Genomic DNA, 15945 nt, shown 5'->3' on the forward strand with positions numbered 1-15945 from the left:
CCAAACTAGTCCTTGATCTGATTTACTTTTTTTAATTTGCTAGAGACTTTTTCATTCAGTACACTTTCGTATACATTTTTAAGTTCTTCACCGATTTTATTGATACTTCGCTCTTTTGCTGTTTGATAACCGGCTTGTGTCGTACTCGGTAGTTCTTGATTGGTAATCTGTTGGATCAGTCGGATAAATTCTTCGTTTGTCTTCCCCATATAGCAGTTCTTGCTATCTTCTAACCAGCCATTATACACTGGAATATCTCGAACAAGTACGTTTTGTTTGCTTGCTAAAGCTTCTAAAACAACGATCCCTTCTGTCTCTTCATAAGAAGGGAAAAAGAATAGGTCTGCACCTGAATACGCACCTTCTATGATCTCTCCACGAATGTATCCAGGAAACAGGACATTTTCAGGATGATCTTCTTTTACAATTTTCCGGATGTTCCGAGGAATCGAGTACATGGGAACATGGCCAAACCAAATAAATGTGTATTCGGGCATCTTCTTAGCAATTTCTACGAAATCAATGATTCCTTTACGTTCGAAAAACAAACCGACACAAATGATTACTTTTTGATCCGGAGACAGTTTGAAATATTCTCTGAACTTTTGTTCTTTCATTGGATCAGGGCGATATTTCTCTAAGTCGATCCCATTGGAAATAGCTTGAATCGGCACACGGATACCATAGCTTTCCAACAACTGTTTTGAATAAGGTGTTGGCGTGATCAGATAGTCCGCTTTTTGGTACAATCCTACCAGATATTTTTTTACGATAGGAGAAAGCTGGTTCGATCCGATAAAGGAATTTCGGAAATCTTCCTCTGTAGAATGCGCATGATAGACAACTTTTTTTCCTTCTCTTCTGGCTTTATTGACCATGTTATGACTATTGATTCCGTATGTATTGATGTGCAGGATGTCATAATCTTCTTTTTCATCTAGTGTATAAGAGATACCGACTTCCGTCAGAGCACGTTTTTGATGATCAAGCGCACGCCCGATTCCAGATTTTGCAAGCATCTTTTCACTTTCAAAATATAATAATACCTTCACCTTACGTCCCCCTTCACTTATATAGTATAACATAGCCTACAAACTGTCACTCAAACTTAAGCCCTATTTTTGTCTATTCTTACTGACGAAAACGTTTTCTTAAAAAAGAACAAAAAAACTGGCGTAGCTCTTTTACAAGCCACACCAGCTTTTGATACGTTGTTTATTTTACATATTCATGAACAAGTTCAACGACTTCTTCCATCGTATCGCATTCTTTCAATGCACGATCAGCAAGTTCAGCCATTTTCGCTGTGTCCAAGCGTTTCATTAAACTACGCGTTTTAAGAATAGATGTCGCACTCATTGAGAACTCATCTAGACCCATACCTACTAGCAATGGAACAGCTGTTTGATCTCCAGCCATTTCTCCACACATACCTGCCCATTTTCCTTCAGCGTGTGCTGCATCAATTACATTTTTGATCAAACGTAAAATTGATGGGTTATATGGTTGGTACAAGTAAGAAACGCGTTCGTTCATACGGTCTGCTGCCATTGTGTATTGAATCAAATCGTTTGTACCTACAGAGAAGAAATCTACTTCTTTTGCAAACTTGTCTGCTAAGACTGCTGCTGCTGGAATCTCGATCATGATGCCGACTTGGATCGTATCAGATACTTCCTTGCCTTCACTGATCAATTTTTGTTTTTCTTCTTCAAAGATCGCTTTTGCTGCGCGGAATTCTTTGAGTGTAGCTACCATAGGGAACATGATACGTAAGTTACCATGAACAGATGCACGAAGCAATGCACGCATTTGTGTACGGAACATTTCATCGCCTTGTTCAGATAAACTGATACGCAATGCACGATATCCTAAGAATGGATTCATTTCATGAGGTAATTGCAGATATGGTAGTTCTTTATCTCCACCGATGTCCATTGTACGAACAACTACAGGTTTTCCTTCCATACCTTCTAATACAGCTTTATAAGCTTCATATTGGTCATCTTCTGTTGGGAAGTCTGGAGAATCCATATACAGGAATTCAGTACGGTACAGACCAACTGCTTCTCCACCATTATTATGGACACCAACTAGATCTTTTGGTGTTCCGATGTTTGCAGCTAATTCAAAATGCTTGCCGTCAGCTGTGACAGTTTCTGCATTTTTTAATTTTTCCCATTCTGCTTTTTGTGCTGCGTAATCTGCACCTGCTTTTTCAAATTCAGCTTTTTGTTCATCTGTAGGATCGATGATTACATCGCCTTCGATCCCGTTGACAGCCAAAATATCGCCTTCTTTGACTTTAGCAGTAATTTCTTTTGTCCCAACGATTGCTGGAATTTCTAAAGAACGTGCCATGATAGCAGAATGTGAAGTACGTCCACCAATGTCTGTTACAAACGCTTTTACAAAATTGCGATCTAATTGTGCTGTATCACTTGGAGTCAAGTCATGTGCAACAACGACCACTTCTTCGTCGATCATTGATGGATTTGGTAAAGTAACGCCTAATAAGTGCGCTAAAATACGTTTAGCAACGTCACGAATGTCTGCAGCACGCTCTTGCATATAAGCATTATCTTCCATTGCTTCGAACATACCGATATACATATCCGTTACTTCTTTTAGCGCTGATTCAGCATTTACGCTGTTGTCTTTAATATTTTGCTTGATTTGACCTACCATTTCTGGATCTGAAAGAACCATCAAATGGGCATCAAATACTTGCGCTTCTGCTTCACCTAAGCTTTGCGCTGCTTTTTCACGAATTTGCTGCAATTCTTCAGTAGATTTAGCTAATGCAGCATCCAAACGAGCTTCTTCAGCCGCAGTATCTTCTACTGTTGCCTTACTGAATGTTAAATCCGGTTGAACTAGCAGGTAAGCTTTTGCAACGGCTACACCGTCACTAGCGGCAATCCCTTTTAGCATTTCAACCATTATTCAGATAAGCCTTCTTTCTTCATTGTTTCAACGATTGCTGCCATTGCATCAGCTTCGTCAGCACCTTCTGCAGTAATAGTAACATCAGAACCTTGACCTACACCTAAAGACATAACGCCCATGATTGATTTCAAGTTTACTGATTTACCTTTATACTCTAAGTTTACATCAGAGTTAAATTTGCTTGCTGTTTGTACTAATAGTGTAGCTGGACGAGCGTGGATCCCAGTTTCTGCTACTACGTGAAATTCTTTCTTTTCCATATTAATCGGTCTCCTTTAAGTGAGTGTTGTTTTTATGTGAGGGTTTTCTTTTTTAGTAATTCAGAGAATCCTAACAAATGCCACCCTTTCATCTGTAAAGATTAACATTTTTTTTCGTTAGATACAACAGTTTTCATTCAATTTCAGATAAAAGTATTCAAATTATTCCGGATTCTTTTTCATCCTTTTCTTCACATTTTATAACAAACATGTTTATTTTCTTTTTCTTGTCGCTTTCTCTTCTCCTGACGTTTATCATTCTTTCCTTTGACCCTCTTTGTTTTCATATGAAACGAATTACTTGCTTCCCTTTTTATTTTTAGTATAATAAGAGTCAAAGGTCAGGAATGATCAATATAAATTTCACCTTTTCTACCTCATAAATCTCTTAAAAAACTAGGGGTTATTCTTTTACCTCATGAAAAACGAGATGTAAAATATGGATGTACCCATTTTTGTGAAAGGACGTGAATGATTCATGCTTTGTCAAAACTGCGGCAAGAATGAGGCAACGATTCACTTGTATGCCACTGTCAATGGTCAGCGGACACAACTTGATTATTGTCAGAGCTGTTATCAAAAAATCAAAAATCAACAAAATGGAGGTCTGACTAATATGGCCCAAAACGATCCATTTGGATTTGGCAGTTTGGACGATCTTTTCCGTTCCATGTCTCGCCAAATGCAACAGCAAGGAAATTATGAGCAAACACCACCAACACAATTTGGCGGAAACAACAACTTCAATGGTGGTCAGCCACCTCAAGGCAATACAGAAGGTTTATTGGGAGAATATGGAATCAATATCACAGAACAAGCACGACAAGGTGATATCGATCCTGTGATCGGACGCGATGACGAAATCAAACGAGTCATTGAAATTTTAAATCGCCGAACCAAGAACAATCCTGTCTTGATTGGAGAACCAGGTGTTGGTAAAACAGCAGTTGTTGAAGGTTTAGCACAAAAAATCGTAGATGGTGATGTACCGCAAAAATTAATGGACAAAGAAGTCATTCGTTTAGATGTCGTATCTTTAGTCCAAGGTACTGGTATACGAGGACAATTTGAAGAACGTATGCAAAAATTGATTGAAGAGATCCGTCAAGCAGAAAATGTGATCCTATTCATAGATGAAGTTCACGAAATCGTCGGTGCTGGTTCTGCTGGTGATGGAAATATGGATGCTGGTAATATTTTAAAACCAGCTTTAGCTCGAGGAGAATTGCAAATGGTTGGTGCTACTACCTTAAACGAGTACCGCATCATCGAAAAAGACGCTGCTTTAGAACGTCGTATGCAACCTGTACGGGTAGATGAACCAACTGTCGAAGAAACGATTAGTATTTTGAAAGGTTTGCAAAAACGTTATGAAGACTATCATCATGTAAAATATACTGATGAGGCCATCGAAGCAGCCGCAACTTTATCCAATCGTTATGTCCAAGATCGCTTCTTGCCGGATAAAGCCATCGATTTGCTAGATGAAACAGGTTCTAAGAAAAACTTGACGATCCAAATCGTTGATCCTAAAACAATCGAGAAAAAACTGCAAGAAGCAGAAGAACAAAAAGTTTTAGCTTCTCGAGAAGAAGATTTCGAAAAAGCAGCTTATTATCGCGATCAGATCAATAAACTTCAAAAAATGAAAGAACGTCAGCTCACTGAAGAGGAAACACCTGTGATTACCGAAAAAGATATGGAAAAAATCGTTGAACAACGGACAGGTATTCCAGTGGGTGAATTAAAAGAAAAAGAACAGACACAACTGAAAAACTTAGCAGATGACTTGAAAGCTCATGTCATCGGACAAGATAACGCTGTAGATCGAGTAGCGAAAGCGATTCGCCGAAACCGTGTTGGATTAAACAAACAGAATCGTCCAATCGGCTCCTTCTTATTTGTTGGTCCAACTGGTGTAGGTAAAACAGAGCTTGCGAAACAACTTGCCTACGAACTATTCGGTTCACAAGATTCAATGATTCGTTTCGATATGTCTGAATATATGGAAAAACATAGTGTCTCTAAATTGATTGGTTCTCCTCCAGGTTATGTCGGATACGAAGAAGCTGGTCAATTGACAGAAAAAGTACGGAGAAATCCTTACAGTCTTGTCTTGTTAGATGAAGTAGAAAAAGCTCATCCAGATGTTTTGCATATGTTCTTGCAAATCTTAGATGATGGTCGATTGACAGATGCACAAGGAAGAACGGTCAGCTTTAAAGATACGATCATCATTATGACAAGTAATGCCGGAACTGGTAAAGTAGAAGCAAACGTTGGTTTTGGTGCGGCACGCGAAGGTGTTACTCGTTCTGTATTGAACCAATTAAACAACTACTTTACACCAGAATTTCTGAACCGTTTTGACGGGATCATCGAATTCAGTGCATTATCAAAAGAAAACTTGATGACAATCGTCACACTAATGCTAGACGATGTCAACCAAATGCTGGCAGCACAGCAACTTCACATCGAAGTTCCTACGAATGTCAAAGAAAAATTAGTTGACTTAGGCTATGATCCATCTATGGGTGCTCGTCCTCTTCGACGCACGATCCAAGAACAAATCGAAGATGGTATCGCTGAATTTTATCTTGATCACCCTTCTATCCATGAGTTGAAAGCAAAACTGGATAAAGATGGAAAAATCATCGTTACTTCTAAACCAGAACGTTTGGCAAAAGAATCAGCCGAAGAAACGGCTGAATAAATCCAGTTTTATAGCGTGAGACGGTATTTCTTTGAGAAATGCCGTCTCATTCTTTTTTCAGAAAAGTCAAAATACTGTTCATTTTATAAAAAAGAAATTATAATAAGAGAAACAAGCAATTAAAAATACATAAAAGAGGTGAGCGCCATGAAATTGGTAAATGTAACAAACAGCCATTCCCGTCTTGTATTAAACCAGCTTGAAAACACTGATGCCCATCTAGTCAAGGTCTACACAGCCGGAAATACCACTATTGTCTACACTGAAGCCCCTGAACATAATGAAATTCTGCTGATCAATGACAAACGTAAAATCCAGCCGAAAGAAATCGAAGATGCTAAAAATTATTTCTTAGATAAAATCAAAGACGCCGTTTACCACGAGGATGAAATCAAAGTAATCGAATTGGCAGGCCTTGTTGAGATCTCGATTCCAAAACATGAATTAGGCGCTACATTAGCCGTGTAAACAAATTTTGAACATAATAATTAAAGAGCGTGGGACAAAAGTAAAGAACACTTTTGTCTCACGCTCTAAACACGTATAAACGGCGGAAGCAGAAGCAACTCCTTCGGAAATAAGCTGAAATTCACAAAAATTTGAAAAGCAATTTTCGTGAATTTCTTCTTATTTCTTGGAGTTAAACGCTTCTGTCCCAGCCTCTTTTTCTTTCTAGCTTTTTGATTTTTCTCTTTTCTTTTGTACTTTTCTCTTTTCATTTTCAGTTCTACGCGTGTCTTTATTTTTAACTTTTTCCTCTTTATGGATGATTGATCGTACTTTTTGTGCAATCTGCTCGTTTTTGTCCCAGTCTTTTACATCTAATAATTGACATAATTGTAACATCTCTTCTTTTTTCTGTTTTTTTCTTTCACGTCTTTGCCATTCTGTTTCCATGTGTCACACTCTCCTTTCTTTAATCATATGTACGCAAAATAATTTTTATATTTTTTTGATTAGACATTTCTATGATTTTAAATAGTAAAAAGAGCCGTCACGGAAAATCCGTCACGGCTCTAAACAAAATATGAGAAGCTGTTTTTGTTTGGCTATTCTTATTACTTGATGCAGGGCAGCTTGTCAAGACTTCTTTACATCAAACTTTTTAATTTTACATTAGGATATTTATCCGCAAACCAGCGTTCTGCAAATTGGTTCTCGAATAAGAACAATGGTTGGTCGAAACGGTCACGAGCCAAGATATTGCGGCTTGAACTCATCTTCTCATCCAAATCTTCTGGATCGATCCAGCGAGCGATTTTGTGTCCCATTGGAGACATGATTACTTCGGCGTTATACTCATTTAACATACGATATTGGAATACTTCGAATTGTAGCTGACCAACAGCTCCAATGATATATTCTTCCGTTAGATATGTTTTATAAAGCTGAATCGCTCCTTCTTGAACTAATTGATAGATTCCTTTGTGGAAGGATTTTTGCTTCATGACATTTTTTGCAGTCACTTTCATAAATAGCTCTGGAGTAAATGAAGGGAGTTCTTCATAAGCAACTTTTAGTTTTCCTTCGAACAATGTATCCCCAATCTGATAATTACCTGTATCATATACACCGATGATATCGCCTGCTACTGCTTTTTCGACGTTTTCTCTCGAATCTGCCATAAATTGTGTGACATTGCTTAATTTCAGTTTTTTATTTGTACGTTCCAAACAGACATCCATTCCTCGTTCGAATGTTCCAGAACAGATTCGGACAAAAGCGATTCGGTCACGATGGGCTGGATTCATATTTGCTTGGATCTTGAATACGAAACCTGAAAATTCTTCCTCATAAGGACTTACCATCTGATCATCTTGTGTTTTGTGTCCATAAGGAGCTGGTGCCAATTCAACGAAAGTCTCTAAAAAAGTCTGTACACCGAAGTTAGTCAATGCAGAACCAAAAAATACTGGTGTCTGATCGCCACGAGCAATTTTTTCTTGATTAAATGCATCTCCAGCCTCTTTGATTAGTTCTACTTCTTCTAAGACTTGTTCATATAAGGAATTTTCAGTTAGAGGATGATTTTCGGGAAGCAGTCCATCTTCATCCAATTCTACTAATCGTTCATCCTGATAATTTTCCGGACGATAAAACTCTACACGATTATGGTAGATATCATAAAGACCTTCTAGCCCTTTACCCATACCGATTGGCCAATTCATCGGATAAGATTCGATATCTAATAGCTCTTCTAATTCTTCTAACAATTCCAATGGTTCACGACCATCACGATCTAGTTTGTTGATAAAAGTAAATATCGGGATGCCACGTTTTTTTACAACTTGGAATAATTTCTTTGTCTGTGCTTCGATCCCTTTTGCACTATCGATTACCATAACCGCACTATCCACGGCCATCAAAGTACGATAAGTATCTTCAGAAAAATCTTCATGTCCTGGTGTATCCAAGATATTTACTCGTTTCCCTTGATAATCAAACTGCATAACAGAACTAGTAACAGAAATCCCACGTTGTTTCTCGATTTCCATCCAGTCTGATTTGGCAAAATTACCTGTTTTTTTGCCTTTTACGGTCCCGGCTTGACGGATAGCCCCACCAAACAATAGTAATTGTTCTGTAATCGTTGTTTTCCCAGCATCCGGATGGGAAATGATCGCAAAAGTTCTGCGATTGTCCACTTGTTGCTTTAATTCTGGATTATTCATAACCTAACTCCATTTCTTCCATTCAATTATTTATATTTTCTCTAGGCACAGATTGTCCGATCTCTTAAAGAAAGACAATTTCATATAGGGCTGTGACAAAAGCCGTGTAGCAGTCTCTTTTTCCGAGTAAACGGCGTTCTAGAGACAGCCTATCAGCAATAAGCCCACCCAAGCCAAAAACACGAGAAGCTGTTTTTGCTTGGCTGCTCTTATTACTTAATGCAGGATAGCTTTTTCACAACCTTTGTCAACTACTACAACTGAATCAGTATAGCATGGATTCAGCGAATGAAAAAGCCACCAAACCATAAGAGTCAAATATTTTTTTGTCAGCTGACTAAAAGAAAAGACGTGTTGCTTGTTTATTCAAGCAACACGTCTTTCATAACCAAGTTTCCAATTATCTTCTTGGCTCGTCATCTTCGAATTCTTTTCTGAAGTATCTTCGTTCTTCTTCAGGTTCCGCTTCTGTTTCTTCCGGATCATGAAAAATGACACGGATTTTAAGGATTCGAGAACCTTCCATTTCTTCAGAAACCAGCGTAATATTATCGACATCAAACGATAACTTTTCGCCTTCATCCGGAATCATGCCTAATGCTGTAATCAAATAACCAGCCATCGTATCTACATCACTCATATGCAGATCGCTGTCAAAAGCTTCATTGAACTCATCAATCAGCATACGTCCTTGGATGATATATTCGTGTTCATCGATTTTTTCATAAAGATTCTCAACTTCATCTGATTCATCATCGATTTCTCCGACGATTTCTTCTAAAAGGTCTTCTAGTGTTGCTAACCCAACGACGCCGCCATATTCATCTAATAAAATAGCCATCTGATTCTGCGTCTTTTTCATTTCATATAACAGATCATCAATAAAGACCGTTTCAGGAACGAATAAAGGCTCCTGCATGATTTTCTTGATATCTAAATTATCAAAGCCGAATTTATGGGCAGCTTTTAGTAAATTCTTTGTATGAAGGATTCCGACTACTTTATCTTTGTCTTCGTTATAAACAGGGATTCTTGAATAGTTTTCGGATAAAACTTTATTCACATTTTCTTCCACAGTGTCGTTGATATCAATCATAAATGCATCCGTTCGTGGGACCATGACTTCTCGGGCAACTTTCGTATCAAGAGAAAAAACCCCTTGGAGCATTTCTAATTCTTCATTATTCAATACGCCTTCGTTTTCAAGCATATAACGCATTTCATCTCTGGTCATTTTTGAATCTTCATCATCAAAAGTCATCGGCGTGATACGCGCCAATAAACTTGTGGAAGCAGAAAGCAGCCAGACGAAGGGCTTAGCTACTACACCAATCAAGCGTATCAGCCCTGAAGTGAACTTTGCGACTTCTTCTGATTTATTTAAAGCAATACGTTTAGGGTACAATTCTCCAAAAACAATCGATACATAGGTCAAAATAGCCAGCACAATGATATTTGCAATATTTTTTGCCGCTGTGCCGCCACCTAATACCGGAGCTAACCGTTCCGATAAAGTATTAGCTAGTGAAGCACCAGACAAAATGTTGACCAAAGTGATTCCTACTTGGATTGTCGATAGGAAATTATTTGGATTCTGCAATATTTTTAAAAGCTTTTGAGATTTCACATCTCCTTCATCAGCTTTTTGCTCGATTCGATTCTTATTGATCGAAACAACAGCAATTTCGGAAGCTGCTAAAAAAGCATTGATCAATGTCAAAACGATCAATAATAAAATCTGCGCTAACAGCGACTGACTCTCAGGGTCAGCATTCATAATCGCATTCTCTCCTTATAAAATTAATTTTTAGTTTACGATAGAAAAAAACGTGGCACTATAGCCACGTTAAAATGGTATCACAAAGCAATTTTCTTTGCAATAAAAACAAGTGTACTAAAACTACCTACGAGGTCGTAGCAATTTTCTTCTTGTTTTCATTTTGCTTGTCTTCTTTGACGATTTTGATTATATAGGAAATGATCGTCTTGCAGATTGCGTAAAAAGGAACACCTAAGAAGATACCAAGCAATCCGGCAATATTTCCAGCTACTAGAAGAACGATAATGATCGTTAATGGATGGATTTTCAGTGATTTCCCAATTACATTAGGATAAATGATATTCCCATCCAACTGTTGGACGATTAGCACAACCACACAACAAAGTAATGCTTTTACCGGATCATTGAAGACTGTTACTAGAAATGCAGGTGCTAGTCCTAGATAAGGTCCTAAATATGGGATTAGGTTTGTCAATCCCGCAATGACCCCAAATAAGAAAGCATAATCCACACCAATTACCATATATCCTAAAAATGTGAAGGTACCAACGAATAAACATTCGATTGCTTGTCCGCTAATGTAATTAGCCAATGTTTTATTCAGTTGCCCCAATAACTCCACAATTTGGTTTCTTCTTTTTTCTGGGAAAAACTGTTGGATGTTTGGCACTAGTTTTTCTCCGTCTTTCAACATATAGAACAAGATGAATGGTGCTGTAATGATTACTACGGTTGCCGAAGCGATCGTTCCAACGATCGAACCTAAACTATTGGATACTCCACTAAGGAATTGCTGAATGATTGTCCCGTAAGAAATGTCTAATTGCTCAAAATATTTATTAATATCTACTTCCTTGAACAAAGGCAATTCGGCTACCTCTTTCAACCAGCTTTCTACCTGTTTGATGAAATCAGGCATATTAGATGCCAATGAGGAAATTTGCTGTACTAGACTTGGGATGACACTAAGTAAAATCCAAATAATTGCTGCAACTAAAAGGAGCAGCACAATTGCGACAGCCCATATTCTTTTGATTTTTGCTTTCATCAACAGCTTGACAATAGGATTCAATAAATAGTAAAGAAAGCCTGCAATCAGTACAGGTGCAAATAACGTGGAAAAAAATGTCCCGATCGGTTCGAAAATAAAGTTTATTTCTGATGAAATCATGATCAATGCAGCTATGATTAATAATTCAAGCGACCAAAACATTAGTTTAGACTGTCTAAGTTTTTCAAACAATAGATTTCCTCCTTTCTTTCTTACTAGTATATATTATATTCGTTAAAAATTCTTTTATTCTTTTTTTATTTTTATGATTTGTCAAATTAAGCTAGAATAAAATGCTTCTTGTACATAGCTCAAAAATATTTCGATTGGTGTTCTGTAATTCAATGATTTTCTTGGAATATGATTACGTTGATTGCTGACACTGGAAATAAATGTCTGATTCACTTCTCTAAAATCCATTGATTTCGGCAGTCCATTACGACGCAGAATCCCGTTAGAGTTCTCGTTTAATGGGCGTTGAGAAGGTGTTCCAGGGTCCGCAAAATATATATCAATATCATGTTGGTTACTAATGGCTTTCCAGTTAGAAAATTCTTTTCCACAGTCAAACGTAATAGATTTAAAGAAGTTTTTAGGGAAGCGAGAAAACCATTGATTAAGGGCAGTTTCAATATCTAATGCCTTACGGCCGTTGGGTTTAATCGTGATAATGACTTTAGATAATCTTTCAACTAAAGTAATGACGGCACTTTTATGATGAATGCCAACGATCGTATCATCTTCAAGGTGACCAAACTCAGAATTGAAATCAGAATAATTATCAGGTCGATCATGGATTGAGCGCTGATACTGTTGTTTTCCCCGTTTTTCCTGATGGCCATTGGGTTTTCTTTTACCTTTCATCGGTAGTGTGTCAATATCAAATATTCCTTTAGAAAATAAACGATAAAGTGTTCTCATACCGCATGAAACAGGCCTTTCTTTTCGCCCGATAATGACGTCAGGCGTCCAACCAAGAGTGACTTTCTCTTTAATGTAATCTACTTCATGAGCAGGTAATTGAATGACTTTTCTCCCACATTTTTTCTTATTTTCTTTATACTGGTGCCAATAATCAAGAGCAGTCTTGCCTTGCTTGAACTTATTGACTACATTATAAATAGTTTGTATAGCACGTCCCATTCGGTTAGCGATTTCAACCGGCTTATTATGTTGAAGATAATATGATTCTATCATTGTCAGTTCCTCTATGGTAAGATGTTTGTAGGTCATTTATGGTTACACTCCTTTGTTTTCTTTCGTCGGAAATACAATTTGAGTGTACCATAAATGCCTTTTTATTTTTCTAACTTAATTTTACAATTCGCGTTTTGAAAACTTGCCATACTTTTTATTTGTTTTATTTTCCAGTATACTATACGAAAGGAAGGTGGCTAGACCATGAAAGTTGTACAAACAAAAGATACAATGAGCAATATTTACTTAGATGCTGTACGGATCAGGCATCAAGTTTTTGTAGTCGAACAGGGTGTGCCTTTGTCTCGAGAAATAGACAAAGATGAAGCCCATTGTATCCACTTCGTCCTGTACTCAGATAAAAAAGAACCGCAAGGAACTGTACGTCTTTTGCCTTTAGAAAACGGAAAAATGAAATTACAGCGGATGGCGATTCTTTCTGAATACAGACACCAAGGGTTAGGAAAAATACTGATTGAAGAAGCAGAAAACTTTGCTAAGAATCAAGGCTATAATACGATTTTATTAGGGGCACAGTCCACAGCTGAAACTTTTTACGAAAAACTAGGATATACAGCTTACGGCGATCCTTTTGAAGATGCTGGCATGCCTCATATTTATATGAAAAAGACTTTATAAAAATTTATTTCGAAAAAAGCAAAAAACAGCAAGCTTTTGAGAAAAATCTCTCACTGGCTTACTGTTCTTTTTTGTGTTTACTTACGCGACAATTGCTTGTAACGGTTATACCAAATATCAATATAGCCTTCCGAGAACGGGCCATCTCCATTATTGATCCAGTCAACCAGAATCTTCACATTTTCTTTTAGGATGAAGTCAATATCGTTCGGATAATTCATCATTTTGCTGTGCATCTCATATTCATCGACATCCAATAGTCGTTTCTCGCCGTCAGGAAATACCTTGATATCCAAGTCATAGTCGATATATTTCAAGGCCTCATCGTCCAGCAAAAAAGGTGAAGCTAGATTACAATAATAGGAAACCCCCTTTTCTCTGATCATTGCTATTACATTGAACCAGTATTTTTTATGAAAATAAACAATCGCTGGTTCGCGCGTTACCCATCGGCGTCCATCAGATTCAGTGACTAATGTGTGATCATTCACGCCGATCATAGAGTGTTCGCTTGTTTTTAATACCATGGTATCTCGCCACGTTCGATGCAATTTGCCGTCGTGCTTGTAACTTTGGATCGTCACAAACTCTCCTTCTTTTGGAACTCCCATAGCAACCCTTCCTTAAGCAGCATTTTGTGCTTTGTGTTTGGGTGTTCATTACACCGACATCATAATTATTATATCAATAAAAATGAGCTTTGCCTAGAAAGGATTCCTATTGTTTCGATTTTTCTCTAACTGATCTACCAGTTTCATTTGGACCTTAGGAAAAACGACCGAATCAAATGCATCAGGCTTCAACCACTTCGAAGTTTTGTTCTCGGTAAATTCTTGTTCTGCTCCCTCGGTTGCCCGTCCGTAAAAAAGGAGAACATGCCATTTCAGATGACTAAAAATATGAGTAACTTCTCCTAAATGTCGTGTCTGCCAAACAAAGAGTTCCTGCTTTTCAAATGGGAGATTTTGCTCTTCTTCTGCTACTAGGTCATCAAACAGATCGATTTCTGGCTTTGTTTCCCATTCTTTTTTCAATCGCTCATACTCCTCTTGTGTCACTTCCATCATTGGAAATGTCCACATATTCGCCAGCAATTTTTGGCTATCTCTTTCTTCAAAATAATACGCTCCAGAATGATTTTGAAGAGCCGCACTGATATAATAAACGTCTTTTGGCTTTGCTTTTTTTGTTTTTACAGGAAAACTCGTTTGGATTCCTCGTTTGTTAGCTAAACAAAAGGCTTGGATCGGACAAGTCTCACACTTTGGAGAAGTTGGTGTACAGATAGCTGAACCTAGATCCATCATTGCTTGGTTGAATTCACCTGGATGCTTTTCATCAATGATTTTCCGCATCGCTTCATCAAACATTTTCCTGCTAGAAGCTTTTGCGATGTCTGCTTCAATGCAAAACAATCTGCTGACTACTCGCATCACGTTGCCGTCAACTGCGGGTTCTGGAAGTCCAAATGCGATACTTGCAATCGCTCCTGTCGTATAGGGGCCTATTCCTTTCAATGAGCTGATTTCTTCAGGCGTTTGCGGCATTTTTCCGTCAAATTCAGACATGATCTGTTTAGCAGCAGCTTGGATGTTTCGGGCTCTTGAGTAATAACCAAGGCCCTCCCATGCTTTTAAAAGCTTTTCTTCTGGAGCATTTGCTAACTCTTCAATTGTAGGAAACCATTCCATGAAACGATAAAAATAATCGATCACTGTGTCTACTCTGGTTTGCTGAAGCATGATCTCAGAGATCCAGATACGATAAGGATCACGATTATAGCGCCAAGGCAGGTTTCTTTTTTCTTGTTCATACCATTGAATGAACTGATCTTGAAATTCTTTTGTTTCTTTATCTGTCCATTTTTCCCATTCTTTATTCACTTTCCTCTTCCTTTTCCGTAATGAATCGCTGGATCATATCCAAATCAAATCCTTTTTGATATAAGCTTTGCTTTACTTTTAGATTTCTTTTTTTAGGTTCAAATCTTAAATTTCTTCGCCATAGTTTATCTCCTTGTTTGATTAAATAATCATATTCTATTTCTTGATCTGCTTCTTGCGGAAGATCAGCCATCGCTTGTTGGATCACTTCTTGAGAAAAGCCTTTCGTCATCAATGTTTGTTGGATTTTTCTCAATAATTCTTTTTGGCTTTTTCCGTGATTTTTTCCAAACGCTTTTTCGGCTGTCTGATGTGCATTTTGAACTTGGTCTTCAAATGTATATTGGCTGAGCGCTTGTTCAATGATTTCAGGTTTCAAACCTTTTTGCTGCATCTGCTGCGCTAATTTCTTTGGTCCTTTGTCACTTAAGCGTATATTCGTGCGCACATAACTTTCCCCATAGACCAAATCATCGACAAGGTCCAATTCTTTTAAGCGGGCTACGATTTTATTTCGATCTTCTTGAAGGATTTCCTTTTCTTTTAAGTATGTTCGGATTTCTTTTTCCGATCGCAACTGATAACTTAAGTAATTCATTGCTAGGTGAAAACCGAAATCAGCTCCGCTACTCTTCTTGATCTCTTGGATAGTTTCTTCGTCTAATTCCCGTCCTTTTAATAATCGATAGCGTACTAATACATCTTCAGATACTTGTAAAGCTTCTCCTTCAGATAAATCTACGCGATAGAAAGGGCCTTTGCCTTTACTGATTCTCGTAACGGTTAACATAAACATCCTCC

At 37.8% G+C, this 15945-nt stretch carries 14 protein-coding genes; 3 read left to right on the top strand and 11 right to left on the bottom strand.

Annotation, left to right across the window (positions count from 1 at the left end):
* Positions 1 to 5: 5 nt before the first annotated feature.
* From RBL01_RS08555 to RBL01_RS08565, 3 genes are all read right to left on the bottom strand, one after another.
* Positions 6 to 1052 carry a glycosyltransferase family 4 protein gene (locus tag RBL01_RS08555; RefSeq protein WP_002319376.1) on the bottom strand — a complete coding sequence of 349 codons (1047 nt, stop codon included), beginning with the start codon at positions 1050 to 1052 and terminating at the stop codon, positions 6 to 8.
* Between the two features lie 163 nt (positions 1053 to 1215).
* Positions 1216 to 2943, bottom strand: coding sequence for a phosphoenolpyruvate--protein phosphotransferase (gene ptsP / locus RBL01_RS08560; protein ID WP_002290826.1), 1728 nt, complete (start codon positions 2941 to 2943; stop codon positions 1216 to 1218).
* Entirely contained in the window at positions 2943 to 3209 is a 267-nt protein-coding gene (locus RBL01_RS08565) for a phosphocarrier protein HPr (protein ID WP_002287602.1), read from the bottom strand. Before RBL01_RS08565 ends, ptsP begins: the two co-directional genes overlap by 1 nt.
* Positions 3210 to 3687: 478 nt before the next feature.
* On the opposite strand from RBL01_RS08565, the gene RBL01_RS08570 reads away from it, so the two are divergent.
* Both RBL01_RS08570 and RBL01_RS08575 read left to right on the top strand, forming a co-directional pair.
* The gene (locus RBL01_RS08570) at positions 3688 to 5922 is read left to right on the top strand and encodes an ATP-dependent Clp protease ATP-binding subunit (protein WP_002287598.1); all 2235 of its coding nucleotides are present in this window, start codon (positions 3688 to 3690) and stop codon (positions 5920 to 5922) included.
* Positions 5923 to 6069: 147 nt separating this feature from the next.
* Positions 6070 to 6390 (top strand): DUF1827 family protein, encoded by a 321-nt coding sequence (locus RBL01_RS08575; RefSeq protein ID WP_002290825.1) that lies wholly within the window; start codon positions 6070 to 6072, stop codon positions 6388 to 6390.
* Between the two features lie 204 nt (positions 6391 to 6594).
* On the opposite strand, the gene RBL01_RS08580 is transcribed toward RBL01_RS08575, so the two are convergent.
* From RBL01_RS08580 to RBL01_RS08600, 5 genes are all read right to left on the bottom strand, one after another.
* Positions 6595 to 6819 carry a hypothetical protein gene (locus RBL01_RS08580; RefSeq protein WP_002290824.1) on the bottom strand — a complete coding sequence of 75 codons (225 nt, stop codon included), beginning with the start codon at positions 6817 to 6819 and terminating at the stop codon, positions 6595 to 6597.
* Positions 6820 to 7013: 194 nt separating this feature from the next.
* Positions 7014 to 8594 (bottom strand): peptide chain release factor 3, encoded by a 1581-nt coding sequence (locus tag RBL01_RS08585; protein ID WP_002290823.1) that lies wholly within the window; start codon positions 8592 to 8594, stop codon positions 7014 to 7016.
* 400 nt (positions 8595 to 8994) lie between these two features.
* On the bottom strand, positions 8995 to 10371 hold the full coding sequence (locus RBL01_RS08590; RefSeq protein ID WP_002290822.1) for a hemolysin family protein: 1377 nt from the start codon (positions 10369 to 10371) through the stop codon (positions 8995 to 8997).
* Positions 10372 to 10498: 127 nt separating this feature from the next.
* On the bottom strand, positions 10499 to 11617 hold the full coding sequence (locus RBL01_RS08595; protein ID WP_002290821.1) for an AI-2E family transporter: 1119 nt from the start codon (positions 11615 to 11617) through the stop codon (positions 10499 to 10501).
* Positions 11618 to 11698: 81 nt separating this feature from the next.
* Positions 11699 to 12658: an IS30-like element IS6770 family transposase gene (locus tag RBL01_RS08600; protein WP_410779630.1), complete on the bottom strand. Its 960-nt coding sequence runs from the start codon at positions 12656 to 12658 to the stop codon at positions 11699 to 11701.
* 168 nt (positions 12659 to 12826) lie between these two features.
* Here RBL01_RS08600 and RBL01_RS08605 point away from each other — a divergent pair, with 168 nt between their 5' ends.
* Positions 12827 to 13261, top strand: coding sequence for a GNAT family N-acetyltransferase (locus RBL01_RS08605; protein ID WP_002290819.1), 435 nt, complete (start codon positions 12827 to 12829; stop codon positions 13259 to 13261).
* 77 nt (positions 13262 to 13338) lie between these two features.
* Here RBL01_RS08605 and RBL01_RS08610 read toward each other — a convergent pair whose 3' ends face one another.
* The 3 genes from RBL01_RS08610 to recX all read right to left on the bottom strand — a co-directional run bounded on the left by RBL01_RS08610 (position 13339) and on the right by recX (position 15934).
* Positions 13339 to 13872, bottom strand: a complete 534-nt coding sequence (locus tag RBL01_RS08610) for a DUF402 domain-containing protein (RefSeq protein WP_002290817.1) — start codon at positions 13870 to 13872, stop codon at positions 13339 to 13341.
* Positions 13873 to 13965: 93 nt separating this feature from the next.
* The gene (mutY, locus tag RBL01_RS08615) at positions 13966 to 15144 is read right to left on the bottom strand and encodes an A/G-specific adenine glycosylase (protein ID WP_307781085.1); all 1179 of its coding nucleotides are present in this window, start codon (positions 15142 to 15144) and stop codon (positions 13966 to 13968) included.
* Positions 15137 to 15934, bottom strand: a complete 798-nt coding sequence (recX, locus tag RBL01_RS08620) for a recombination regulator RecX (protein WP_010721729.1) — start codon at positions 15932 to 15934, stop codon at positions 15137 to 15139. The genes mutY and recX overlap by 8 nt, the downstream gene beginning before the upstream one ends.
* Positions 15935 to 15945: the final 11 nt, after the last annotated feature.

Origin of the sequence: Enterococcus sp. SB12 (genome assembly GCF_030910025.2) — a bacterium.
GTDB classification, from domain to species: Bacteria; Bacillota; Bacilli; order Lactobacillales; family Enterococcaceae; genus Enterococcus_B; species Enterococcus_B faecium.